The sequence below is a fragment of the Pantoea sp. X-Soil-OKNW-556 genome, assembly GCF_059730695.1.
Window position 1 is genome coordinate 2,833,209 of the sequence record NZ_AP035990.1, and the last position, 24,356, is coordinate 2,857,564.

Annotated in this window: 19 protein-coding genes; all 19 read right to left on the reverse strand. The window is 57.0% G+C overall.

The features are described 5' to 3' along the window. Positions 1–6: 6 nt before the first annotated feature. Entirely contained in the window at positions 7–1,449 is a 1,443-nt protein-coding gene (locus tag AC6I8T_RS13365) for a serine/threonine protein kinase (protein ID WP_497834003.1), read from the reverse strand. 29 nt (positions 1,450–1,478) lie between these two features. Then, entirely contained in the window at positions 1,479–4,085 is a 2,607-nt protein-coding gene (gene tssH / locus AC6I8T_RS13370) for a type VI secretion system ATPase TssH (RefSeq protein WP_208724046.1), read from the reverse strand. A 54-nt stretch (positions 4,086–4,139) separates the two neighbouring features. Next, positions 4,140–5,189, reverse strand: a complete 1,050-nt coding sequence (gene tssG, locus AC6I8T_RS13375; protein ID WP_415173494.1) for a type VI secretion system baseplate subunit TssG — start codon at positions 5,187–5,189, stop codon at positions 4,140–4,142. Further along, entirely contained in the window at positions 5,186–7,060 is a 1,875-nt protein-coding gene (gene tssF, locus AC6I8T_RS13380) for a type VI secretion system baseplate subunit TssF (RefSeq protein ID WP_208724044.1), read from the reverse strand. Before tssF ends, tssG begins: the two co-directional genes overlap by 4 nt. 2 nt (positions 7,061–7,062) lie before the next feature. After that, positions 7,063–7,623, reverse strand: coding sequence for a type VI secretion system baseplate subunit TssE (gene tssE / locus AC6I8T_RS13385; RefSeq protein ID WP_021182757.1), 561 nt, complete (start codon positions 7,621–7,623; stop codon positions 7,063–7,065). Then, positions 7,613–8,440, reverse strand: coding sequence for a type VI secretion system accessory protein TagJ (locus AC6I8T_RS13390; protein ID WP_021182756.1), 828 nt, complete (start codon positions 8,438–8,440; stop codon positions 7,613–7,615). Before AC6I8T_RS13390 ends, tssE begins: the two co-directional genes overlap by 11 nt. 16 nt (positions 8,441–8,456) lie before the next feature. After that, positions 8,457–9,416, reverse strand: a complete 960-nt coding sequence (locus tag AC6I8T_RS13395; RefSeq protein ID WP_497834004.1) for a hypothetical protein — start codon at positions 9,414–9,416, stop codon at positions 8,457–8,459. A gap of 10 nt (positions 9,417–9,426) precedes the next feature. Continuing rightward, positions 9,427–10,218, reverse strand: coding sequence for a PP2C family protein-serine/threonine phosphatase (locus AC6I8T_RS13400; RefSeq protein WP_021182754.1), 792 nt, complete (start codon positions 10,216–10,218; stop codon positions 9,427–9,429). Beyond that, a complete protein-coding gene (tagH, locus tag AC6I8T_RS13405) occupies positions 10,215–11,930 on the reverse strand; it encodes a type VI secretion system-associated FHA domain protein TagH (RefSeq protein WP_497834005.1) in 1,716 nt (571 codons plus the stop codon). The genes AC6I8T_RS13400 and tagH overlap by 4 nt, the downstream gene beginning before the upstream one ends. 297 nt (positions 11,931–12,227) lie before the next feature. Further along, entirely contained in the window at positions 12,228–12,623 is a 396-nt protein-coding gene (locus tag AC6I8T_RS13410) for a lysozyme inhibitor LprI family protein (RefSeq protein WP_208724041.1), read from the reverse strand. A 5-nt stretch (positions 12,624–12,628) separates the two neighbouring features. Then, positions 12,629–13,519 (reverse strand): pesticin C-terminus-like muramidase, encoded by an 891-nt coding sequence (locus AC6I8T_RS13415; RefSeq protein WP_415173490.1) that lies wholly within the window; start codon positions 13,517–13,519, stop codon positions 12,629–12,631. Positions 13,520–13,581: 62 nt separating this feature from the next. Continuing rightward, positions 13,582–14,064 (reverse strand): Hcp family type VI secretion system effector, encoded by a 483-nt coding sequence (locus AC6I8T_RS13420; RefSeq protein ID WP_208724039.1) that lies wholly within the window; start codon positions 14,062–14,064, stop codon positions 13,582–13,584. 219 nt (positions 14,065–14,283) lie between these two features. Further along, the gene (gene tssC, locus AC6I8T_RS13425; protein WP_021182749.1) at positions 14,284–15,780 is read right to left on the reverse strand and encodes a type VI secretion system contractile sheath large subunit; all 1,497 of its coding nucleotides are present in this window, start codon (positions 15,778–15,780) and stop codon (positions 14,284–14,286) included. Further along, a complete protein-coding gene (gene tssB / locus AC6I8T_RS13430; RefSeq protein ID WP_021182748.1) occupies positions 15,780–16,310 on the reverse strand; it encodes a type VI secretion system contractile sheath small subunit in 531 nt (176 codons plus the stop codon). Before tssB ends, tssC begins: the two co-directional genes overlap by 1 nt. Before the next feature lie 72 nt (positions 16,311–16,382). Further along, on the reverse strand, positions 16,383–17,384 hold the full coding sequence (gene tssA / locus AC6I8T_RS13435; protein ID WP_497834006.1) for a type VI secretion system protein TssA: 1,002 nt from the start codon (positions 17,382–17,384) through the stop codon (positions 16,383–16,385). A 12-nt stretch (positions 17,385–17,396) separates the two neighbouring features. Continuing rightward, the gene (tagF, locus tag AC6I8T_RS13440; protein ID WP_497834007.1) at positions 17,397–18,110 is read right to left on the reverse strand and encodes a type VI secretion system-associated protein TagF; all 714 of its coding nucleotides are present in this window, start codon (positions 18,108–18,110) and stop codon (positions 17,397–17,399) included. A 14-nt stretch (positions 18,111–18,124) separates the two neighbouring features. Continuing rightward, entirely contained in the window at positions 18,125–21,751 is a 3,627-nt protein-coding gene (gene tssM, locus AC6I8T_RS13445) for a type VI secretion system membrane subunit TssM (protein WP_497834008.1), read from the reverse strand. Positions 21,752–21,754: 3 nt separating this feature from the next. Next, complete coding sequence (locus AC6I8T_RS13450) at positions 21,755–22,996, reverse strand: DotU family type VI secretion system protein (RefSeq protein WP_497834009.1); 1,242 nt, start codon at positions 22,994–22,996, stop codon at positions 21,755–21,757. A gap of 16 nt (positions 22,997–23,012) precedes the next feature. Then, on the reverse strand, positions 23,013–24,353 hold the full coding sequence (gene tssK, locus AC6I8T_RS13455; RefSeq protein WP_208724035.1) for a type VI secretion system baseplate subunit TssK: 1,341 nt from the start codon (positions 24,351–24,353) through the stop codon (positions 23,013–23,015). Positions 24,354–24,356 lie beyond the last annotated feature (3 nt).

A 24,356-nucleotide genomic window follows, 5' to 3' on the forward strand; every position in this document is an offset into this window, starting at 1 on the left:
AAATAATTAACTGTGAGGATCGAGCAACCAGACACCTTCCGCGCCAATGGTGAGCGTTTGGGCGCGTGCGCCGTTATGGCCGCTGATGGCGAAGGTGTAATGTCCCGGTGCCAGTTGCAGTGCCGCAAAGCCATTCGCTGCGGGGACCAGCGCCTGCGGCTTGCCATTCACCTGCACCTGCTCACCCGGTTGCAGGCGAATGTAAACCTGAGCCACCGGTGCCGCAGGAGGGGCCGGTTCCGGCTCACGCTGAGCCGTCTGGACAGGTGCCGGAGCAACCGGTTTTTCTGCCGGAACCGGTGCCGGTGACACAGGCGCCGCAACAGGCGTGTTGTTCGCCTGCACCGGAGCATCTTCACTGCCCCCGGCCATCATTAGACCTACGCCCAGCCCCACCAACACACCCGCAGCGACCAGGCCTGGCAGCGCGAAGCGGTGTTGCATTAAACGTTTAACCGGTGAAACCGCTACGTCTTCTTCCACCGCCTCCACCGGCACCAGCATGGTGCCCGGACCGCTGATTTTTGCCGCGAGCACCGGCTCGGCTTCCCGCTCCGGCAGCGCCATTAACTCGGCAAATGCGTCAATGCTTTGCGGGCGATCTTCTGCCTTCAGCGCCAGCGCGCTGTCGACCGCTTTCAGCAACGCCGGGGAGTAGCCCGCCGGACGACGTTGCGCCAGTGGCTGATAGTTGTCTTCGATACTGCGAACCACGCTGACCGGCGGCGGTGCGCCGGTGATCAACGTATGCAGCACGGCACCCAGGGCATAGATATCGGTCCACGCGCCCTGCTCGCTTTCATCGTTATCGCTGTACTGTTCAATCGGCGCAAAGCCGGGACGCAGCATGGTTTCGCTTTCATCGGACAGGTTGCCGATGGTTTTCCGTGCCGAGCCAAAATCGAGCAGCACCGGTTCACCGTTGCTCTGGATCTGGATGTTGTCCAGTGAGATATCGCGGTGCAGATAACCCGCCTCGTGAATGGTTTTAATCGCCCCAAGCAACGGCGGTAACAGGCGGCGAATCCAGGCTTCGTCAATCTGCTGCGGATTGCGCGCACGCAGCGTTGACAGCGTGGTGCCGCTGTAAAACGCCGTCCCCATGTAGGCGGTGTCGTTCTGCACCCAAAAGCGCAGGACATGTAACAGGTTGGGATGATTAAAACGCGCCAGCAGGCGAGCTTCCTGAATAAAACTGTTCAACCCGGCATGGAAGGTTTTGCTAAAACGTTCGCTGCGTAGCACCAGGTTTAACCCTTCGCTGCGCACCGCCAGCGAGGCAGGCATAAACTCTTTGATGGCGATATCGCGCTCCAGCTGATGATCCCAGGCGCGATAGACAATGCCAAAGCCGCCACCGCCGATGACTTCTTTGATCTCGAACTCATTAAACCGGTAACCCAGGGGCAATGCGTTGGGGACATTGAGGTGATTATCGTGTTCCGACATAGACGAAAACTCTCTGATAACGAACGGCTTTAGACAGCAAACTGGCAAACAAACTCGCCCTGCTCGGCTCGCACCTGTACCCGGCGATAACGTTCATCGCGGGCATGGGCGCTGAGCAGCATCTGACTCATTTGCGGCAACAGGGTATTGGTGAGAATGGCATCGACCATACGGCCGCCGGATTCCACCTCGGTGCAACGCTGCACGATCTGGCTGACCACGGCATCGTCGATGTCTGCCGCGATACCGTGGTTCTCCTCCAGACGGCGCACGATGCGTGCCAGTTGTAACCGGACGATTTGCGCCAGCATCGCATCGCTTAATGGGTAGTACGGCACCACCAGCAGGCGTCCGAGCAGCGCCGGAGGGAATACCTCCAGCAATGGCTTGCGCAGTGCGGTGCTGAGTGCATCCGGCTCCGGCAGCAGTTCGGGATCGGCGCACAGCGCGCTGATCAACTGCGTACCGACATTGGAAGTCAGGATGATAATGGTGTTACGGAAATCGATATGGCGTCCTTCGCCATCTTCCATCCAGCCTTTGTCGAACACCTGGAAGAACAACTCATGCACATCCGGGTGAGCTTTCTCGATTTCATCCAGCAGCACCACGCTGTATGGCCGACGCCGCACCGCTTCGGTTAGCACGCCACCTTCACCATAGCCAACATAGCCCGGCGGTGCGCCCTTCAGCGTCGAGACGGTGTGCGCTTCCTGGAATTCGCTCATGTTGATGGTGATGATGTTCTGCTCGCCGCCATACAACGACTCGGCCAGCGCCAGCGCGGTTTCGGTTTTCCCTACGCCAGAAGGGCCGCACAACATAAATACGCCAACCGGTTTATTGGGGTTGTCCAGCCGCGCGCGTGAGGTGCGAACCCGTTTCGCAATCAGATCCAGCCCATGACGCTGACCAATGACCCGTTGGTTCAGGGTATCGGCCAGATTCAGCACCGCATCGATTTCGTTCTTCACCATGCGCCCCAGCGGGATGCCGGTCCAGTCGGCGACCACGGCGGCGACCACGCTGGCATCCACCGCGGCAAACAGCAGCGGTTCTTCGCCTTGCAGGTCATGTAACTGCTGCCGGGTGGCGTCCAGTTCGCTGCGCAGCGCCGTATCATCTTCACTGACGCAACGTGCGCGCAATGCGATAAGTTGATCCACCAGCGCCCGCTCCTGCTGCCAGCGCGCTGTCAGCGCATCACGCGTGGCGCACAGTGCAGCCTGCTGCCGGGCAATCTCCTGCTGGCGATCAGGTGCTCCCAGCCCCACTTTGGCCTCGCGCCCGGCGATTTCTGCTTCAATGTCGAGCGCCGCCAGACGATGTAAACAATCTTCCAGCGCCGCAGGTTGCGCCCCCTGGCTGACCGCCACCCGCGCACAGGCGGTATCGAGCAGCGCGACCGCTTTATCCGGTAACTGCCGCGCCGGAATGTAACGATGCGACAGTTTGACTGCGGCGCTGACCGCTTCATCCAGCAGCAACACCTGATGATGTTTTTCCAGCGCACTGACGGTGCTGCGCAGCATCTGAATGGCTTTGGCCTCATCCGGCTCCTGCACCTGCACCGTCTGGAAACGGCGCGTCAGTGCCGGATCCTTCTCAATGTATTTTTTATATTCTGCCCAGGTGGTGGCACCGATGGTACGCAACTGACCACGAGCCAGTGCCGGTTTCAGCAGGTTCGCCGCGTCGCCGGTCCCCTGCTGCCCACCGGCACCAATCAGGGTGTGGATTTCATCCACAAACAACACAACAGGGGTGGGACTGGATTGCACTTCGTTGATCAACGCTTGCAGGCGCGCTTCAAACTCGCCCTTCATCCCGGCCCCGGCCTGCAACATGCCGATATCCAGCAGCCAGAGTTGCACATCGCGCAGTGGCGCAGGCACATCACCGGCGGCAATGCGCAGGGCCAGCCCTTCCACCACCGCCGTCTTGCCGACACCGGCTTCACCGGTCAGCAAGGGATTGTTCTGGCGGCGACGCATCAGGATATCCACCATCTGGCGGATCTCTTCATCGCGTCCCGTCACCGGATCGATACGGCCATCACGCGCACGCGCGGTAAGGTCCTGCGCGTATTGCGCCAGGGTGCTGCTGCCTGCTGCTGCCGGAGCGGCGGCGACATCCGGCTGCGTCAGCGCCTGCTGCGCCTCTTTGCTGTGACCGAGTAAAGTCTCGAATTGATCCAGCAGGACATCGACGTTAATGCGTGAAAACTGAGATGAAATACCTTTCAGCACGCTGGCAAGGCTGTAGGTCTTGAGCATGCCGATTAACAGGTGGCCGCCACGAATGCGGCTGGCCGCATATTTGAGCGAGGCATACACCCAGGCGCGCTCCACGGCGCTGTCGATGTGTTCGGCGAGATCGGAGACGGCACTTGCGCCGCGTGGCAGGCGGTCGAGCGCCGCCACGATATCCCGCGTCAGCGCGTTTTCATCCAGTGAAAAATGACTGATCACCTGCTGTAAGTCACCGTCCTGCTGCTGCATCAGTTGATGCAGCCAGTGCACCAACTCGACATACGGGTTGCCGCGCAGCTTGCAAAAGGCGGTGGCGCTTTCCAGCGAGGTAAATAACAGCGTGTCCAGTTTACCGAATAACACGGCTCGGCTGATTTCTGACATATCGAATCTCTGTAATAGAAGAAGCAGGCTATGTGACAGGAAAAGGCGATGGGGCTACCGTGCGGTAGCCTCAACTTCAAAAACGAAATCTTCACGATCGACAGGCTGTGCCGGCTGCCCCAGCCAACTGGTGTAACCCAACCGGGCATTGCCCCCCAGGGTCGTGCCCTTGACCTCGTCAGCGGCGAGGATCAGGCTGAGATCCCACTGCATTTCAATGCCGAGGTAGTGCCGTACCCAGTCGCGAACTTCACAGGCCCCACGCGCATCGGGCAGGAAGTGCGCGTACTGTTCTGCCGTGAGGGGACCCAGCCGCAGGCGGAAACGGTGCTGCACATCGCGCACTGCCACACCGAGAAACGCGGACTCGCCCAAACGCGGCATATGTCGTCCGGCCGCCAGACGTGCCTGATCGCGGCTATCCAGCGTCAGCCACTGTGGCTGGTTCTGCTCCAGCCTGACCGGGACGCCAAAGTAAAGGCGCAGAATCCGCACCAGCCCTTCGGCATCGTGCCCATGCCGGCTGAGGTGCCCCACCAGCATCAGGCGCGCATGCAGGCTGAGCGAGCTGGCCTGTTGCTGTGCCGGAAAACCAATCCCGGCCAGACAGGCCAGATAGTCCTGAAAACGTTGGTCGTCGCCGCGATCGAGAGAAGCCGTCGGCTGCGCATCCGCCCAGGCGCGATAAAACAGCAAGGTGGCACGATGATGAAACAGGTCGGCAAACGCCGCCAGACTGTGATCCTGATGGTGGTCGATACGTTCACGCACATACTCGGTCAGATGCGTAGGCAGTGGACCATTTGGACCAAACAGGCCAAAACTGTAGATAGAGATAGCATGACGGCCATCCGTCTCACGCTCACGCACCCCGGCGAGGGTCGCGGGTGCGAAGGTCAGGAAAGGTTTTTGCCCGATGCGCACCGTTTCGAACTTCGGTAGCGGTGCACGTCCCAGCGCATAACGCTGGCCGCTCTGCGCATTGATCCGACGCAGCAGCTGGAACAGATCGTAGCGCCACGGTGCCGCCATCACCGCTGACCAGAAATCATCTGGCAAACGGCTGGCACGCGACAACGGGATAATTTGTGCGCCCTCACTCATAACAACGCCTTCTGGCCCATACGTGGCGGCCAGTAACCGACTTCGCCGCGTTGCTGGCTGCTGAGGGTGAGTTCGGTAAAGCTGTTCAGCGCCACCAGCCGCGCGAAGACACGTTCCAGTACGCTACCGAACAGCCACGGACTGGCCCCGGAGAACACCTGTTCATCCACCTCCAGCGCAATGCTGACCCCACGCGCAAACACTACCGGTCCCGGTTCCGGCACTCGGCGATGTACCGCGCTGAGCTGGCAATGGCGAATACCTTCGATCTGGCGCGCCACTGGCGCTTCCGCCAGGTTGGCGTACAGGCTCAGTAGCTGGCGTAAGGCGCTGGCCCCCTCACCATCGGCGCTGTCCATCAGGCTGAGGTAGTTCATTTGCAGATGGCTGATCAGCCGCCAGGAGGATAATCCTTCCGCCAGCGCCGGACGCGGCGGCGTCGGCCCTTTACACAATGTCAGCTGGCTCACCGGGATCGAATCCGGCATCACGAAATTACCCTGCTCCTGTTGCAGCAACATCAACGGCAAATCGCGGCTGGTACACATCACCTCGGCGGAGAGGTAACGCATCTCGTCACGCCACGGCGTGTGGTGTTCGTCCACCAGCGAGAGAAACACTTCGGAGCCGATATAACCGGTCCGGGTGCCGTAGCGTTGCGCATGTTCCGACAGGGTGCGCTGCTCACGGCGCAGAGAAAAATAGGCACCGTAGTCACCCTGATCCGGGCTGAAGGTGCTCCAGAAGGGGCGAAACACCTGCTCCTCGCGCTGCCCTGCCACGGTAGCAAACAGACGTTGCACCGAATGCACTTCGTAATCCAGCGGGCGGATATTATCCACCACCAGATGGTATTCATGCTGGCTGTCGCTGACTTTCAGCCGTTCTGCCATTTTCGGAAACAGGTTAATCACCGGGGTGCAGTGCAGCGCCAGATGACTGCGATCGACCACGCTTTCCAGATCCGCATCGGCTTTATCCAGCAGGATGATGATGTCAAACGCGGTGGCTTTGTCACAGCGCGGCAGGAACGTGGCCAGCTGATGCAGACTGATAAACTGGAAGCGGGCTGGAAAGGCAAAATACTCCTGCAACAAACGGTAGCCGTCGAAGTTACGCAGATCATCCGGCAGCAGCGCCTGCTCCGGTGCAAAGCCTTGTTGTTGCAGCGCGTTATCGGTCAGCACCTGACGTTGCGGCTGCGGTTCCACCGATTGCAGCACCATGCCAACACGGTGCTGCATCAGCAACTCCAGTAACTTCAGCGCCTGAATATCCGGCCCGCTGAGGTAGAGCATCAACTCATCCAGCGTCAGTTGGCTGAGCGAGGCCACCCCTTCACACTCAATGCGGATACGCAACGCGCTGGCCGCTCCCAGACCGCTTAACTTCAGCTCACCGAGTGGGATATCACCAGGTACGCCACCCAGCGCCACATCGCTGATGCGCAGCGGATGCAGCATCACGTCATGTGCCGTGGTGTAACTACAGGTGACGCCCGATTTTTTCAGGCTCTGGCTCTCCATCATGGTGCCACGCGGCACCAGAAAACCGTTGCTGATGTCCCCTTTGCGGCTATCCGGCGTCAGTTGCGCTATCGCCATCGAGGGTGTCGGCGCTAAATAACCCGGCGCGATCATCTCCAGCAGTCGTTGTGAAAAGCGCGGAAACTCGGCATCCATTTTCAGTTGAACGCGCGAGGTGAGAAACGCAAAGCCTTCCATCAGTCGCTCAACGTAGGGATCGGCGATATCAATGCCGCGCATCCCCAGCCGTCCTGCCACTTTGGGATAACGTTCGGCAAACTCTGCGCCCATCTCACGCAGATAAGCCAGTTCGCGGTTGTAGTAGTCGAGTAGTTTGCTGTCCATGATTACCCCGCATCCTGTAATTCGAAATGACCATTCTCCAGATCAACCTCGGTGCGAAACAGAAACTCCAGCGGATACGGTACGCACCACAGACGCCCTTTGATCTCAATCGACAACACGTTGTGCAGGTCAAGCGCGGTCAGATCGCTGACGCAACGCACCTGCAAGCCCTGCGGCAGAATGCGCGGTTCAAAATGCAAAATGGCGTTGGTCATTTTGCGCTGGATGTCCTGCCATTCGATATCTGACATATTTTGTCCGGCCAGCGGTGCCACACCGAAATTCCACACCGAACGTTGTACCTCGCCATACGGGCTGAGATCCTGCTGTGCTTCGTTGTTGATGGTGTTAAACAGCCACTGCAAGTCGCGCAGTACATGGCGACGCAGGGTGCTGTGGGTGATCAGCACGCTATTACCCGGCTCGCTACGTTTGTCCGGTGCATCGTCCGTCAGACGATCCAGCAGCGAGGATTGCAACTTGTCGCGTGAGGTCAGCGTGTCGCGATTTTTACGCGCACGATACCCCCCATGCAGTTGGGCGTAGCCGTCATCACGACTCATGATCTGGCCCGATGTCGTTAAAGGTCAGGCGCTGAAGGGCCAGCAGCGAGAACTCCGCGTTGTCGCTCAACCAGACTTTCTGACCAAGGCCGATAAACTGGCTTTCATCGTGGCCCAGCGGCTGCCATTCGGTAACGCTGCCACGCAGCCAACGTTCTTCGGCCTGTACCGGTAAGGGATAGCGCAGCGGAATCTGACACACCTGTTCGCTGCCATCTACCAGTTGGATCAACGTATGACGCCACACCAAATCCGTGACGCTGGCCGGTGGCTGGAACTGCATTTCACGGATGGCGGCAAACGGCACCCAGTAATAACGCCCATTGACGATGGCCTCACACACCGGACCGAAACGGCTGTCGCCATCCATCAGCCATGAAAACGCCACCTGCTGATCCTGCTGCTCCAGAGTGCCGGGATTGGCCTGCGCATCGTCCAGCGCCTGTTGCCGCAACTCGGCACCGCGTGCCGCGTCACCCGTGACTTCGGCCTGCAACGCCGCCAGCAGGGTTTCGCACCACGGCCAGGCACTGCCCGGCAACTGCGGCTGCGCTTCACCGCGCAACACCGCTGCACGCTGCTGTTCCCCGGCAATCGCCTGCTGGAGCAAGGTGATGGTCGGCTGCGCCTGGGGGGTGAGCGCCAGCCAGGATGGCAACTGCGTCTGCGCGCGTCCCCAGTTGCCCGCCAGACACAGCAGTTGGACAAAAGCGGCGCGCAGATCGGCATCGGCTGGATTGGCCTGGATTTGCGCCGTAATCTGCGCCAGATTATCCGCCAGTGATGCAGTTGCCAGACGTTGTTGTAACGACTCCATGCAAACTCCTTTTGCGTTAGTTAAGGGTGCGGTAAGCGGCAGCAGCTGGATCTTGCAGCTCCGGGTGCAGCTGCTCCACCAGCTCGACTTTCAGCGGCGCGACACTGTGTAACCAGGGCGACCAGACTTTGCGTACTTCCTGTAAACGGGCGCGCAGCGCGCTTTCATCAGCGGCTTCGCTGGCGGGCATCTGCACCACCACCTGCTCCGGTGCCAGCCAGCCGTTAAACTGTGCGCTGAATGGCAGCACCAACCAGCTTTCCGGCGATTTCTCATTCGCCAGCACCATCCGTTCACGGTTTACGGTGGTAATGGTCAGCTCGCTGGCGGGTTGCCCGCTGCTTAATCCGGCAATCGGAAAACCCTGTACAAAAGTGACGTCGACCGACTTTGGCGCACCGCGACCCATCTGCGTCAGGGTGCTGTGGCCGCTTAACCAGCCATCCTGACCGCATACCAGGCCCTGCTTCGACGGTACAAAGATGGCGCTGGATTGCGCCGGTTGCTGCCACCAGGTACGGAAGTGGCACCCATCCAGCAGGCTAAATTGCTGCCAGGGGGTAGTGTCGGCGGGTGGCGAACTGATCGCCGGAGCCGCAGGTGCCGGGACGGCCGCTTGTGGTGGCGGCGTGACAACCGGTTGCCAGTTTTGCTCCCGCTCAGCATTCCCTTCGGCCAGCGCATTGCCATCCGCATCCTGCAATTGCCAGTGCAGCTGTTGCAGCGCTTTACACTGCGACGCCATCAACCCGGCAACACGCGGCAGAAAGCTATCCAGCACCGTGGCACTTTTTTCCCCTTTGGTGACAATGCGCAGGTTCACACTCTTCTGACACCAGCTCGCCAGTTGGTTATCTTTTACGTCATCAATCCACACATCCAGTTTCTGTGTCGGGGACTGCACAATGCGGTAGTTCTCGGCCATAGCCTGCGTACTCAGCAGCAACGCCGCCAGTCCCAGTAATCCATATTTCATGTTGGCGTTCTCAATCGCGAAGAGGGAAGAACTGCGCCGCATCAGAAAGCGAGTGCAGTAAGGTGGTGTCCTGAGGCGAACCGACCCACACGGCCAGCGCACTGAAATTGTCCTGCTGACCGTTGGACGGTTGATCGTTTTTAATGATTTGTTGCATCAACGTGAGCCACTCCTGCGGCGTGTTGACCATATGCAACGATTGCTGCATCTGCTCCAGCGAGACGCCATGCCAGAAACCGTCGGTGCAAAGGAGAAAGGCGTCACCGTCTTCAATCTCCACCACATCGCTGTAGCTGGCATCGCGCTGCTCATCGCCCATGCCGAGGGCAAAATAAAGCAGGTTGGTGTTGATGCCTTCAGTCTGGTGCCCGGCATCCTTCATTTGTTGTACCAGGCTGTGATCGGTGGTGACGTGATAGAGATAACCGCGCCGAAACAGATAGAGCCGGCTGTCCCCGGCATGCGCCCAGTAAGCCAGCTCGTAATCACGGTCGATAAACAGGCTTACCAGCGTGGTACCCATTCGGCGGTGCTCGCTGCTCGCCTTCTGTTGCTGACGGATAGCCTGATTGGCGTGATTGACATAATTACGAATCGACTGCGCATTCAGATGGGTTTCGCCGTTAAACGTCTCCATCAAGCTGCTGCGGGCGATGGTGGCGGCGACATCTCCGCCAGGGAAACCGGCCACGCCGTCACAGACGACAAAGCAGGCTGAGCGTTCACCGATGATCTCACCGGTCTGATCCTGATTGCTGGCGCGGTCGCCCTGATTCGACGTGGAAGCAATAGTGATATTCATGCGTCATCCGTGTGGGTTTGTGAATCTTTGTACTGATTAACTTCCATGTCATAGGCGTGCAGGAAGGCTTCGCCAAACAGGGTGTGGAAGTCGTCTTCTATCTCACCAGCGGTTTCGCCGTAGCGCTCAACAAAATGCTCCCACAATGCCGCCTTACGACTGCCGGGCAGTGCCAGACGAGACACGGAACCCGCCTCACGCGCTTCCTCTTCTAACTGGTCCGGGTTAAAGGATTGCAGCATTGACGCGATGATGGCGCGGATACCGGCAATCATCCCCAACTGATGCGCCTGAAGGTCGATCAGTGCATCACGCACAGCCTGGCGTGGCGGCATAAATCCGGGCATCCGACTGCCAAACATCTGCATCAGCACGGTTTTGCCCGACGGCAGCAGTTTGAACGGGTTGTTGGCATCGTCGAGGATCACCGTCATATCGGCTTTCACGCCACGCTTGAGAATCGAGCGTGAAGAGAGTAACGCCACCGTGCCTTGTGAGAACATGCTCAGCATCTGGCCGAACTGGCGCATCTGGTCGCGATCGAACTGTGGCGTGGGCTGCAAATCCTGTAAGCCCATCCCTTCCAGCAGCGCATCGAGTAATTCACCTTTCAGTGCATCACCGCTGCTTTGCGCGGCGGCTTCACGCTGACTGCTGGAAGCCACCGGATCAATGCGCAGACGCCCTTTGGGTGTAGGTGATGGCGTACGCTGCACCGCCTGCGGGGTTGGCAGCGTGATGCCACCATACTCCAGCGGTGTCGGGCTGACGTCTGCGGATTCGGGTTCGGGTTCTGATTCAGGCTCTGGTGCCGGTTCTGGCTCCGGCACTGGCAGAGGTTCAGGCTCCAGAATTGCTGCTGGCGTAACCTCCGGTTGTGCCAGTGGCACCGCCCCGCCCATCATCAGGCCGAGTGGATCATCGTGATGGCGTGGATCAGGGGTGTTCTGGCTGCCAAACAGGCTGAGTGGGTCCAGCTCTGCCGTTGGGTTTTCCACTGGCGTTGGCGCGGCGACACGTTTCTGCCCCACCAGCGCACTGGGTGTCGCATCGTCAAAAATGCTCTCCTCGGCAAACAACGCATCACCTTCATCAAACAGGCTATGGGTGGTGGGCTGCTGTCCGATATCCAGGGGCGCATCGCTAATCAGCGCCGCCAGCGGATCCTCCGGGTTGCGCTCAACCGCGGCCGGGGCAGTCAGCGGATGGGCCTCGGATGAAGCGGGTACTGGTTTATTCCGTTGCGATAAATCGTCAGAAATGGAGAACTCTTTCGCCAGGCTATCCCAGATTTCACTGGGGATGGCGGCGGTGTTGCTGCTGACAGTGGGGGGTTCATCCGCGATGATTGCCGCTTTGGCCGCCGGTTTTGGCACGCTGCTGGCTGGCTGTGCCGCGTGAATATCGTTGACCAGCAGTTGGTAATCATCAATGCCCAAAATATCGCCATCCTGTAATTCCACCTGGCGACCCCGTTCCAGCGGAATATCATTCAGCAGCACACGCGTAACATTGCCGCGATTGGTCAGGCGACATTCACCATCGGCGGAAATATGGACGATCGCCTGTAACCGGGAAATGGTTCGGTCATCATCGGGTAATACCAGGTTGTTATCCACACCACGGCCAATGGTGCCGCCGGGGGGTAAGAAGTCAAAAAGAGTTTGCGGCGGCTGATGGCCGGGTTTAGTCGTTATTATCGTAAAGCGCATAACGGATTCCTGCGGTTAGCTGTTCGGCATCTATATCGCGCCTCTCTCGGAAAAGAGGCGGAATATAGGAAGCGTTTTTATGACTGGTAGCGGCGCGATTTATCGCGCTCTTTTCGAAGGGTTAATTCTGTACTTTAAACCGCGCGATAAATCGCGCCGCAACGGAATGAGTGCACTTATAAGGTAAAAAGCAATGTGCTAGCCACAAGTAAAATGAAAGAGGTCAGAAGAGATTTATTTATACAAACGACGGCCCCAAATAAAAGGGGCCAGCAACAAGAAACAACTTAGAAATGGTTATTCATAAGGGATAGCTTTAAGTTGCTCTACACGATCCAAATCAATTCTGGCGACGCATTTATCCGTAAGCGTATCGTGAGTAATGGTTCCTTTCTCAGCCATAAAAGACTCAAGATTACATTGACCATCGCGGTACTTCAGCCAACCGCGCTGGGATTCGGTTAACGTTGACGTGTAGCTTTGTAAATCTGCCGGTGAGGCGGAATACTCAGCATCGATTCTTTTCTTTGCATTTCCATATTCCTGATTCAATTGTTTCTCAGCGTCTGCTTTTGATGCTTTGTAACAGGCATTGATTTCTGCATCGCTGGTTGCGTTATTACAGTCATCTTTAGCAAATGCTGAAACCTGATACAAAGATGCGACCATCGCCAGGAGTACAATCTTTTTCATTTAGCTTATCCTTTTTGCTTGAGGTACTGAACGCGCTGGCGTCCTTTCTCATAAGATTGCATAACCGAACTTTTTTGTATATAGGTGATCAACTCGTTCACGTCATTGTGCATACCTGCTTTCATCGGGCTGGCACCCTTCGTAAAACCCTGATACACAAAATCGACCAACACGTCCCTAATCGCCGGTTTGAGTTGATTCCATTCAACCGCATCATTAAACGAGGATGTCCAGTTACGGTAATTATTTGCTGCACGCTGTATATAACCGGGATAGATCAACTCAAACAGATTTTTTTGCATGGTATGACTGATTTCACCAATGGCATCTCTGTTTTTATCGACAAATATCTTTGCCTGCCCCCCTTTTAAGCCTGAGCCAGAGGCAATCATTCTTGCCTGACTGTCAGGCACACCTGCACTGGTAAGATCCTTATAGCTATCCGTTTCTTTCCTGCTGCCAATATCATATCCCCGACCGATAGTGACACCAGATAATGCAGTCGGTGGCCAGTGGATCATGCGGCTAAAAAATGCGCTACCTTTAATATCGTTACCTTCCGCATCAAAAGTTACCTGACCAAATTTAACTTTTAATACACCAGCGACATTTTCATATTTTTGTGGCTCAACGGGAACAACTGCCGGTGCCGGGTTACGACTTTGTGAATCTTCAGCCGCTAAGGTGCGGAAAGTTTTACCGTTAACATCTACAACCCCATCGGGTTTCGCCATAAATTGTTTTTGCAGATGAAGGATATAATGGACTGTTCTCGGTCCACAAATCCCATCCTCACTCAATCTGGCTGAAAACTTCTTATTCAGCAGGTTTTGAACAATCTTAACATCCTGAGAATTATTGATACCATGAATACCTACTGAATGATAAATTTTCATGAGCACATCCTTATCCTGATAAAATCAAACCGGGAGACACAACGGGTCTCCCGGAGGGCTAATTAAGCCTCTTTATTTTCCTTAATATTCCATCCAGCACTGCTCTCCGCGCCCTTACCACCCGTAGAGGTCTGCTCCCAGTATTGTTGTTTCACTTTAGATGCCTGGAAGGAGTAGGTAATACCTACAGTATCACCATTGTCTGAACCGGTGTAATTGACTGCTGTAACCAGCACATCTTCTAAGGTGATACGTGCATATTCGACCTGCTGACCACCCGCTTTACAAATTGAGAGCTCAACTTTAGTCAGGTGTTTACCATTTGCACAATATTTAAGGATCGCAGTAGTTGATTTATCAATTAATGCATCAACATGCAGGTCATTGAAATTAACCTTACCCGCACCACCGCCACCGCCAACCGCCATATTTCCAGGTTGGGTAGCGCCCCAGTTAAAGGAGGTAATATCGGTCCAACCGGTGTGGTTAGAATCTTTCGATTCACCGGTCACACCATCAACTTTTAAAAACATATCAATAGCCATAATTATCTTCTCTTGCTTGATTTACGTTCTGCTTTGAAAAAGCATCGTTATGGCAAACAGGAAAGCATGGGGCTGAATAAAACCATCCATATTTTACCTCTGCCTCGTTTTCTGAATAGATTGCTACATGTTTATTCAGAGGGGTTCTCATTGCACAAACAGTGAATAAGAAAAAGGTTCAGAGAACCTGCTCTTCAGGTTCTCTGATTAAAGCGCGTGTTACTTATCGTTGGTTTTCAGCGAAGGCAGTTTCGATACCAGACGCAGTGATACCGTCAAACCTTCCAGCTGATAATGTGGACGCAGGAAGAATTTCGCTGCGTAATAACCCGGATTGTCTTCCTGCTCCTCAACATTAACCTCAGCCGCCGCCAGCGGTTTACGTGATTTGGTTTCCTGGGAGGAGTTAGCCGGGTCGCCGTCCACGTAGTTCATCACCCAGTCGTTCAGCCAGCGCTCCATCTCATCGCGTTCGCGGAAGGAACCGATTTTGTCACGCACAATGCACTTCAGATAATGAGCAAAGCGGCAGCAGGCAAACAGATACGGCAGACGTGCCGCCAGACGCGCATTGGCGGTGGCATCCGCATCGTGGTATTCCGCCGGTTTTTGCAATGACTGTGCGCCGATAAAGGCCGCGAAGTCAGAATTCTTACGATGCACCAGCGGCATAAACCCGTTTTTCGCCAGCTCGGCTTCACGGCGGTCGCTGATAGCGATCTCGGTCGGACATTTCATGTCGACACCGCCATCATCGCTGGGGAAGGTATGGCACGGCAGGTTTTCTACCGCCCCGCCCGATTCCACACCCCGGATCGAGGTACACCAGCCGTACTCTTTGAATGAACGGTTAATGTTGGCCGCCATCGCATAGGCTGCGTTGCTCCAGGCGTAGTTGTTGTGATCGGAGCCGTCGGTTTGCTCTTCGAAATCATAACTGTCCACCGGATTGGTACGGATACCGTACGGCAGACGCGCCAGGAAGCGCGGCATCACCAGACCGAGGTAACGTGAGTCTTCCGATTCACGCAGGCTGCGCCAGGCGGCATATTCGGTGTTCTGGAAAATCTTGGTCAGATCGCGTGGGTTCGCCAGCTCCTGCCACGACTCCATCTGCATCACTTCCGGTGCAGCACCGGTGATAAACGGACAGTGTGCGGCGGCACCAATACGCGCCATCTCACCCAGCAGTTCCACGTCCTGCGGGCCGTGGTCGAAGTAGTAATCGCCAACCAGGCAACCGAAAGGCTCTCCACCAAACTGACCATATTCCTGTTCGTAGATTTTCTTAAACAGCGGGCTGCGATCCCAGCCCACGCCTTTGTAGCGCTTCAGCGTCCGTCCCAGCTCCTGCTTGGAGATACTCATAAAACGGATTTTCAGCATCTCATCCGTTTCAGTGTTGTTCACCAGATAACTCAGGCCACGCCACGCACTTTCCAGTTTCTGAAACTCCTGGTGGTGAATAATCTGGTTAACCTGCTGAGATAACTTATCGTCGATTTCCGCGATCAGGGACTGGATGGTGCGATAGGAGTCGTTGGAAATCGTGACGGTGTTTTCCAGCGCCTGCTGCGCCAGGGTTTTGACCGCACTTTCAACCGCTTCCCGCGCCTGATCGTTTTTCGGGCGAAACTCTTTGCTCAGTAACGCGCTGAATTCATCCTGGCTGAAGCTGGATGCGCCTTGTGGCTGCTGTTGGCGTTGCTCGCTCATTATTGCTCCTCCTTACCTTCTGCCGCGTCTGCCTGCTTCGGCAAATGCGTCAGTGCCTGCAACAACGTCGGGTCATGCAGAATCTTGCCAATCAACTCTTCCGCACCGTTTTTGCCGTCCATATAGGTCAACAGGTTGGCAAGTTGGGTACGTGCTTCCAGCAGTTTGTTCAGCGGTTCCACATGACGGGCAATCGCATCCGGCGAGAAATCATCCATGCTTTCAAAGGTCAGCTCGACATTCAGCTTGCCCTCTCCCGTCAGGGTATTATCGACCTGGAACGCCGCACGCGGCTTCATCGCCTTCATACGTTCGTCGAAGTTATCAATATCGATCTCAAGGAATTTACGGTCATCAACGGCAGCCTGCGGTTCCAGCGGCTTGCCAGCCAGGTCTGCCAGTACGCCCATCACGAACGGCAGCTGGATTTTGCGTTCCGCGCCGTAGATCTCCACGTCATATTCAATTTGAACGCGGGGCGCGCGATTGCGGGCGATAAATTTCTGCCCGCTGGATTTCATAGTGGCCATGATTTTCTCCATAAATGATGCGCGGGTTAAGGCGCGCAGGTCTCACTGCGTGATGAAGCGTTGGACGCGGCGTTAGTCGTGGCGTCCGAAGATGTTTTGCAACTGATGAACGCCGTCCGGCGCCAGGTCGCGGATGATGTCCATAAAATCGAGTTCGATCAGCCGCTGGACGCGGTCAATCATTAATGGGGCCGGATGGCTGGGTTCATGTTGGGCGAAGTATTGCTTCACTTTTTCCAGCATCAACTGAGCATCTGCGCGATTGGTCAGCTGTGCTGTGCGCCAGTCAGCGACAGAGCGCGGGGCCGGTGCGTCGGTCTGTTGATCGTCGGAGGTGTCCGGTGCCACCTCAGCCACTTCAGCTGATTGCGTCAGGCTGACCAGCACGGCAAAATTTTTCTGCACTTGCGTCATATCAGGTACGGCGCTTTCACCCAGTCGTTCGGCAATGATGTGGTGCAAGCTTTGCAGACGCTGATCAATTTGCTGCACGGTGGCGGCAGCGGGCTGTCCCTGCTGCGCCAGCTCATCACGCAAACGTGCCATGCCGCCCGGATAGTCTGTCGTCTCGCTTTTGCTGCCATCGCACAAGGCGATGGCATCGCGCAGGGTGATGCCATCCGAGGCGTGACGTAGCAGCCATGCCTGGCGAACAGCGGCAGTCAGCGAGGAGGCGTCCTCCAGCAGCGCCAGCGCATTGATGCGATAGAACGGATCCAGCTCGCCATCCTCTTCGAGGCGGGGCCACAGGGGATCCCAATAGCGCAGCAACGCCTGTTCAATCAACGCCAGCCCCTGCGCATAACCCGGCAGCCCGTTAAGATGGGTCCATGCCTGGGTGAGGGACAGCATCACACGTAAATCTTTGCTGCGACTCAACAGTTCGGTCGCCAGTTTTTCTACCCGGTTCCAGTCAGCCGGTTCCGCCGGGATGATAGTTTCACCAAATTGCTGCTCGGCTTTACCGGCGCTGGCCTGTTCCATCGCCTGAAAATCAGCGTGATATTCCAGGTTTTCACCGCAGGGGTCGTCGTTGCTGATCGGCACCAGCAGTGCGTCGAGATCGATAGTCATGCGGGTTGTACCTCAGGATTCAAACATCGGGGGATAAAGTCCATTTCGTCCAGGTTTCGCACCGCCAGCCGGATCAAACAGCAACGAAAACAACTGGGCAGTGAAGTTGCCGCTATGCACATGGGTGTACAACGGGAAACCGTCGCTTTGGTTGGTCCACCAGAAACTGGTGTAAAACTGTGGGTCAAAGCTGTCGGCAGGCAGTTGCCAACTCAGGTTCGACACGCTGCCTCCGTCACCAATAATCGTCAGAATGTCAGATGACTCTCCCGCTTCGGGCGGCTGTGGCTGGGGAATGCTAAGTAACGCCTGATCCAACTGTTCCGGGCTGCTGTTATCCCGTCCCCCCCGCAACAAGGTATTTCCCACCTGTTGATACCAATCACCCGAGCGGGCCAACAACGCAGGCGACCACTCCGTCGGGCTGAAGTGGCGCAGAGCGCACAGCGGATAGTGGCGACCCACGCTATCACGCGAAGCGGTGAGACTGCCCATCTGTACCAGCTGACTACCCAGCATGGGCGGCACAACAAAATTCCACACCGGTGCACTGAGAAAGGCGCGCGAAGGGGCGCTCTCCCCTTCAGCACTGGTTTGCCAGTGGTGTAAACCCACCTGAAACCAGTGCGACCATTGCCGTAGCAAGCTATCGGGAAAGCGCCGCTTAACAAAATCACCCGCGCTGGGCAATTTGCCGTACCAGCCGGGGGCTGCGTATTGCGTCATCGTAAGGCTCCGATTCAGGGGCAGCTAAAAGCGGGAAGCTGGAACGGGTTGCGAATGCTGCCGGGGGTAAATGACAGCGTGACCTGATGTCCTTCGACGTTAAAACTGGCTTCACGGGTCAAACCACCCGCTTGCGACACGCGGGCGCGATCAAAAAAGCGATTTAACGCCCAGGGACCGCTGGTGATGAGCGTTGAGGTGGTGCCGTTGGTTAAACCAAGCTGCATCCTGACCTGACTGGTCCCCCCCGGCCCCGGCCAGTTGACCATCTGCACGGCCTGTGGACCGTGGCTGTAGCGCAGAATTTGTCCGTCAACATCCAGCGTCAGGGTGAGGATATCGTTATCCATTTTCACCGTGCGCAGGGTGACGCGGAAAGATGGCGTGGTCGCGCCATTGGTGAAGAATGCATCGCGGATTGACTGAGCCTGCTGGAACGGTCGCAGCAGCGCTTCGCCACCCGGTAAGGTTTTGCCGTCAATCCCCGGCGTAAAGCGCCACGCGGCATGGGTGGTATCGACCTTGTTCGCCAGGTTGTCGCGGAAGAAGCTGTCCATCAGGCCGCTTCCCGGCGCAAACATGCGCGCCAGATCGTCGGGCGTCACTTCGTTGCGGCCGGTGCGCACCAGCGGATAACGTCCGGCGATGGCCTGCTGACAGAAACTCCCCACCTCCATCTGGATGCGTTTGCGCACGTTATCCATATCACGACGCTGGGCATCCGAACTGGCCCCTACCGCCATGCTGGAGACCATGTTTTGCAAGGTACCCGGCAAACGACCGGCGCTGGCCTGCACGCGGCTGATGGCATCACTTGATGGCGGTGGCATGCCGCTGTTGGCGGCATCCTGCACCGCAGTCAGGTAACGATACAGATCGTCGATCTGGTGCAGAAAATCGTCCACCGCCAGCACTTTACTGCCCTGCTGCAACGGCTGCGCCAGCTCGATGATCGAGGCAAAATGCGCGCCCACCACCTGTTCCGGTGCCGCGCCGCCGCTACTTTGCGCTGCATTGGCTTTGGGCGCGCTGAACAACGCCTGCAAGGTGCGGGTGGCGCTGTTGTCTGAGGCTGGCGGCGTTGACTGTTCCGCTTTGTCATCGGCTGGCGCGCGCGTCAGCGTCAGCACTTTACTCAGGTTAATCACCAACTGGCGCAACGGCGAATGGTTGCCGGAGAGCAAGCGGGCCGTGTTGATACGCTGTGCGAGGTCGGCGCTGTTGTTGAGCTGGATATCGCTGAGGAACTGCTCCCATTGGCTAATGTAATCCTGCATATAAAGCTGGCGTACCGCCAAATCGGTCTGCTGGCTGTTCTCCTGTTGCGTCGTGCCACCTAACACCCAGCCATCATCCTGGTACAGCGCCTGCGTCACCGGCGCGATCTGTTTGTCGACGTGCTGCCAGTACCCTTCCGGGGTATACAGGCCAGAGACACCCTCGTTGACCGACTTACCGCTTTTGCGCGAAAACACCAACTCGCTTTGTGGACCACCCAGTGCAGCCAGGCTGACGGTGGGTAAGCTGCCATCACGTTGTAGCAGGCGCTTCAGGCGTCCGTAAACGCGCTGTGATAGCGGCATCTGATTAATCAGCGCCTGCTCGCGCTTTACCAGCGCATCATCCTGCGCATAGGGCGAGGACTGAATTTGTGTCTCCAGCAATTGTTGCAGATGCCATGCCAGTTGCTTCACTTCCTGCTGAGTCACGTTCTGCGGCAGCTCACGCGAGATATTCAACATCAACCAGGCGTGCAGGAACTTGCCGTCATAATGCTTCGGTTGATACAGCATCTGATACGCCTTCAGCGCCTCGTAGCTGTAGTCTGCATCGCTGCCGTTGTCATTACGCAGCCAGCGGGTGATGTTTTGCGCCACCTGGGGCAGCAACAGTTGCTTCAACGCTTTGTTGTACAGCGCCTGACTGGCATCGCTCACTTCAGTACCACGGTACAACCACATACGACGCGTCAGTGGCGGGTCCTGCAATGAAAAGTCTTTACTCTCTGGCAAATGCAGCAGCGTATTGAGATAAGGCACCAGCGCAAACAGATCGCCGGTTCCCTGGCGTTGTAGCTGTTCACCCAGTTGCTCAACCTGCGGCGTTTTTGCCGCCATCTCCTGCAAATAGGCTTTGTTTTTGCTGTAACTGGTGAGCCATAACGCCCCGGCAATCACCACCACCACCAATAACGCCAGATAGCCAGACCATAAACCGGCGCGATTGCGCAGCTCCCACCAACGATTGCTGGCCGCCAGCCCGGACTCCTGAAAGACGACATCTTCCAGCATGTCCTTGAGGAAGAAGCTTTGTCCCTTGCCAGGCGGAATCGGCGCGTCTTTCCCCACCTGATCCCAGCGGCCTGATTCACCCTGCTGTTGCCCCGGCAGATGGAGCGCACGGGTCAATTCCCCCATCACGCGGTCAAACGGCAAACCTTCCTGCGTGCCACTGGCGAAGTAGATGCCGCGTGGTGCGAACTGGGTTTCGAAATCGGAGCGGGCGAATAACGTTTCCAGCGCCTCGGCCAGCAACGGACGTAATGCGGCAAACTCCTGCGGGAACAGATAACTTTCTGCGCGCGCCTGGGCGTCGCTCTCTCCCAGCAGGGTATCGGCTAATCCGGCATCCAGACGTTGTTGCAGCAGCGAATATTCCTGCTGAAATTGGCTGCTGAGTTCGAAATCGGCGGTGGAGGCTTGCGCCCAGGGAAAGGTGAAGCCCCAGATTTGCTCGCGCTGTGCTTTATCCAGCCCGGCAAAATAGCTGCGGAAGCCCTTTAACAAATCCGCCTTGGTGACCAGCACATAGACCGGGAAACGGATACCGAGACGATCATGTAACTCCATCAAGCGCTGACGTAACGCCAAAGCCTGATTACGCAGCGCTTCCGGTGTCTGGCTCAACAGATCCGCCACGCTCAGGGTGACGATCACCCCATTGATCGGCTGACGACCACGATATTTGCACAGCAGCGCAAGAAAGTGGTGCCACTCGCTGGCGTCGCGCTCCTGCTGACTCTCCTGGGTGGAGTAGCGCCCGGCAGTGTCCAGCAGTACCGCTTCATTGGTGAACCACCAGTCGCAGTTACGCGTACCGCCAATGCCACGCAGCGCCGCCTTACCCAACTTGTCAGCCAACGGGAATTGCAGGCCGGAGTTGACCAGTGCGGTGGTTTTCCCGGCTCCGGGTGCGCCGATGATCATGTACCACGGCAATTGATAGAGATACTGGCGGCTGAATCGTTGCGCCCAGAACGGCGTTCCTTTGCTGTGATGGCGTTGGAAATGGGCTTTCTTTAGCATCTCCGTGGCTTCGCCAAAACGGCTCGCCAGCACCTGTTCCTCGTTGGTCAGCCGTTTGCGATCCTGATCGGGCACGTCCGACTGTGGGGTTTCGAGGCTCGACATCAACTTACGATTGAGCCACATGTTGTAGAAACGAGGTATCGCCTGGCTTAACCCCCACACCAGATACAGCAAGGCAATGCTGATCACGCGATTCTGCTCCGGCTCCAGTGGCCGCGAATCGACAATCGAGAACACCGGGCCAATGACCCAGATGATAAATGACAGCGCCGTGATGCCGACAAAACCCCAGGCGAGGCGGCTGGTCAGCACGGCAAAAAGCAGATTCAGCATGGATTAGTTCCCTCTCGCCAGGCCGTTAAGTTCAGCGTGCGTTGCATCCGGTGCCACCAGCAGCGTGATTTCTACACGACGGTTGCGTGCACGGTTCTCGGCGTTGGTGTTCGGCACCAGCGGATTGCTTTCGCCGCGCCCTTCCGCTTTAACGCGCGCCGGTTGGGTCAATTGCTGTTGCAGCAAGGTCTGAACCGACTGCGCGCGCGCCAGAGAGAGTTCATAGTTGGAGGCAAAGCGGGCGCTGCGGATCGGCACGTTATCGCTGTAGCCCACCACCAGAATCTTGCCGCTGACGTTGTTCATCGCCGCCGCAATACGCTGGATAACCGCTTCATAACGGCCACGCACCGTGGTCGCACCGGAGGTAAACAAGCCATCCCCTTTCAACGTCACCACGCTTTGATCGGCTTCATCGCGAACTGCCACCAGACCGGCATCAATTTCCGGTTTGAGGAAGGTTTTCAGATTGAGCGCGGCAGGTGGCGGCGGTGCCGGGTTAAGGATCTGCATTTCCGGTAATGAGGTCTGATAAATGTTAGCCAGCACCGGCGTGGTGTAATCTCCCAGTCGCCAGTTAAGAATGATATAGAACAGGCAGGCACCGAGCGCGGCCACTGCGGCACAGGCCCACAGCGGAATCATCGGACGCCACAGCTTGCGCAGCACCGGTTGATCGGTCGGATGCACCGACAGCGCCGCCGCATAACTGCCGCGGACGCTTTTAATCATCTGTAACAGCCGTTGTTTGATGGTTTCCAGCTGCGAACGCCCGTTGTCCAGTACCCGGTAACGCCCTTCAAAACCCAGCAGCAGGCAAAAGTAGATCAACTCCAGCAGCAGGATATGCTGACGCGGATTTTGTGACAGTTTTGCCAGCAACTGGAAAAACTTCTCCCCGCCCCAGGTTTCATTGTGAAAGGTGACCAACAAACCGTTGCTGGTCCAGACGCCACGGCTACCCCACGGCGTCAGCGCGGCGGCTTCATCCAGCGCGGTGCACAGGCAGTAACGCGCACCAATGATCACTTCATAACTCAGGCCAGACTGCTGACAGCTCAGCTCAAAGCGACGGATCTGGTCAATTAACTGCTGACGCAGACGCGCGGGATCGTCATGGGAAACGGAGTGCCGGATCTGCGGGATGGCGTTAATCAGCGGATTTGCCGCTGCCACCAACACATTCTGGTGGCTAACATCGGGCTGCGCGGCATCACTATTCGGTTTCTGTTGTGGCTGCATCATGCGTGCTCAGTTTTGATTATTCTGACTGACTGCGAATGGCCCAGAACTCCATATTCAGGCCTGGAAATTCACCGGCGAGATGAAGTGCAAAGGCTCCCGAGCGCTCCATCTCCTTCCACAGCTCGCTGTTTTTATCCAGTTCAAAGTAGCTGTAGCCCGCATGCCACGGGATTTGTGGCGGCGCACCCGGCATGGCGATCAGTGACAGGCCAGGTAACTGCAACTGCACCAAATCGCGAATTTTGGTGACGGGCGCGACTTTCATCTGCGCCGGGAAATGGGTTTTTAGCGCATCGGCGGGTACGCTGGCTTTCACCGCCAGCACAAAGCCGAATTCGCGCACCATGCTGCTCTCCGGTACCGTGGCCACATTCAGCCCGTGTGATCGTTGCGTCAGCGGCAACTGAATCGCGCTCTCTTCCATCACCTGCGACAACCCCTGCCGGAGTTGCAACGTCAACCGCATGAAGCAACCATGTAGATCGTCATGGTCATAACGCGGGAAGGCGTCAGGCGTGCGGGCGGGCGACCAGGTGCATAGCTCTGACGCCAGTTGTAGCCAGTGGCTATACAGGGATTCGGGATGCAGCAACGGTAAGGTTTGCAGATGCGCGTGCAGACCAAGCTGCCGGTTTAACAGCGCCAGCAGCATGAAATCGACCATATCAGCGCTGTTGAATCGCCCGGTACCAGGCGTGCGCTGGCTCAGTTGTTGGCTGCGTTGCTGAATCAGGCCATGCAGGTCGTTCAGCATGCTTTGCAGCCCGTGGTTTCCGGTCAGGGTGAGCATGGGCGGAATGTAATCACTGTCGAGACGAACATGGTTATCGCTACGCTTTTCCACCACCCGCGCCACACCCATCGCGGTCCATTCGGCGGTGAGGTCTTGCTCCAGCATCAGACGCAGGCGCAATTTACCGAATTGCACCGTGGCCGCGCCAACGGCCAACGCATTGTCATCCTCGACCTCCGTTTCCCAGGCGAGATAACGCGCCAGCGAGTCCGACGCATCCTGAAAGGTCACGGCCTCGCGTCCATTGCGTCGCGTCGGGATCGCCAGCACCACTTTCGCCCGATCAACATTGTCCGGCAGATCCAAAGGAGCCGGCCCCTGCTGTGGCTGACTGAAGGCGAAGAAGGTGCCATCCGGCAGACAACCACTGGCCGCACTCAATGCCAGCTTGCCCTGGCGCAGCAGCGCGTCATCAAATTCAACGTCAAAAAATCCCCAGGTGTAGACACGCTGGGACTGGCCCCATTCCCGTAAGGTACTGTGCAGAAAATTTTCCGACTGCTGGAAGTGATGCGGGCGCAGAAACATACCTTCCGTCCACACCACCTTTTCGGCTCTGTTCATAAT

Coding starts and splice junctions, on each gene's coding strand:
- AC6I8T_RS13390 (WP_021182756.1), bottom strand. CDS start 8,440: ATGGAGTCGTTACAACAACGTCTGGCAACTGCATCACTGGCGGATAAT.
- tssC (WP_021182749.1), bottom strand. CDS start 15,780: ATGAGCGAGCAACGCCAACAGCAGCCACAAGGCGCATCCAGCTTCAGC.
- tssF (WP_208724044.1), bottom strand. CDS start 7,060: ATGGACAGCAAACTACTCGACTACTACAACCGCGAACTGGCTTATCTG.
- tssM (WP_497834008.1), bottom strand. CDS start 21,751: ATGCTGAATCTGCTTTTTGCCGTGCTGACCAGCCGCCTCGCCTGGGGT.
- AC6I8T_RS13400 (WP_021182754.1), bottom strand. CDS start 10,218: ATGAATATCACTATTGCTTCCACGTCGAATCAGGGCGACCGCGCCAGC.
- AC6I8T_RS13365 (WP_497834003.1), bottom strand. CDS start 1,449: ATGTCGGAACACGATAATCACCTCAATGTCCCCAACGCATTGCCCCTG.
- tssH (WP_208724046.1), bottom strand. CDS start 4,085: ATGTCAGAAATCAGCCGAGCCGTGTTATTCGGTAAACTGGACACGCTG.
- AC6I8T_RS13410 (WP_208724041.1), bottom strand. CDS start 12,623: ATGAAAAAGATTGTACTCCTGGCGATGGTCGCATCTTTGTATCAGGTT.
- tssK (WP_208724035.1), bottom strand. CDS start 24,353: ATGAACAGAGCCGAAAAGGTGGTGTGGACGGAAGGTATGTTTCTGCGC.
- tssB (WP_021182748.1), bottom strand. CDS start 16,310: ATGGCCACTATGAAATCCAGCGGGCAGAAATTTATCGCCCGCAATCGC.
- tssA (WP_497834006.1), bottom strand. CDS start 17,384: ATGACTATCGATCTCGACGCACTGCTGGTGCCGATCAGCAACGACGAC.
- tssG (WP_415173494.1), bottom strand. CDS start 5,189: ATGAGTGAGGGCGCACAAATTATCCCGTTGTCGCGTGCCAGCCGTTTG.
- AC6I8T_RS13415 (WP_415173490.1), bottom strand. CDS start 13,519: ATGAAAATTTATCATTCAGTAGGTATTCATGGTATCAATAATTCTCAG.
- tagH (WP_497834005.1), bottom strand. CDS start 11,930: ATGCGCTTTACGATAATAACGACTAAACCCGGCCATCAGCCGCCGCAA.
- tssE (WP_021182757.1), bottom strand. CDS start 7,623: ATGAGTCGTGATGACGGCTACGCCCAACTGCATGGGGGGTATCGTGCG.
- AC6I8T_RS13420 (WP_208724039.1), bottom strand. CDS start 14,064: ATGGCTATTGATATGTTTTTAAAAGTTGATGGTGTGACCGGTGAATCG.
- AC6I8T_RS13450 (WP_497834009.1), bottom strand. CDS start 22,996: ATGATGCAGCCACAACAGAAACCGAATAGTGATGCCGCGCAGCCCGAT.
- tagF (WP_497834007.1), bottom strand. CDS start 18,110: ATGACGCAATACGCAGCCCCCGGCTGGTACGGCAAATTGCCCAGCGCG.
- AC6I8T_RS13395 (WP_497834004.1), bottom strand. CDS start 9,416: ATGAAATATGGATTACTGGGACTGGCGGCGTTGCTGCTGAGTACGCAG.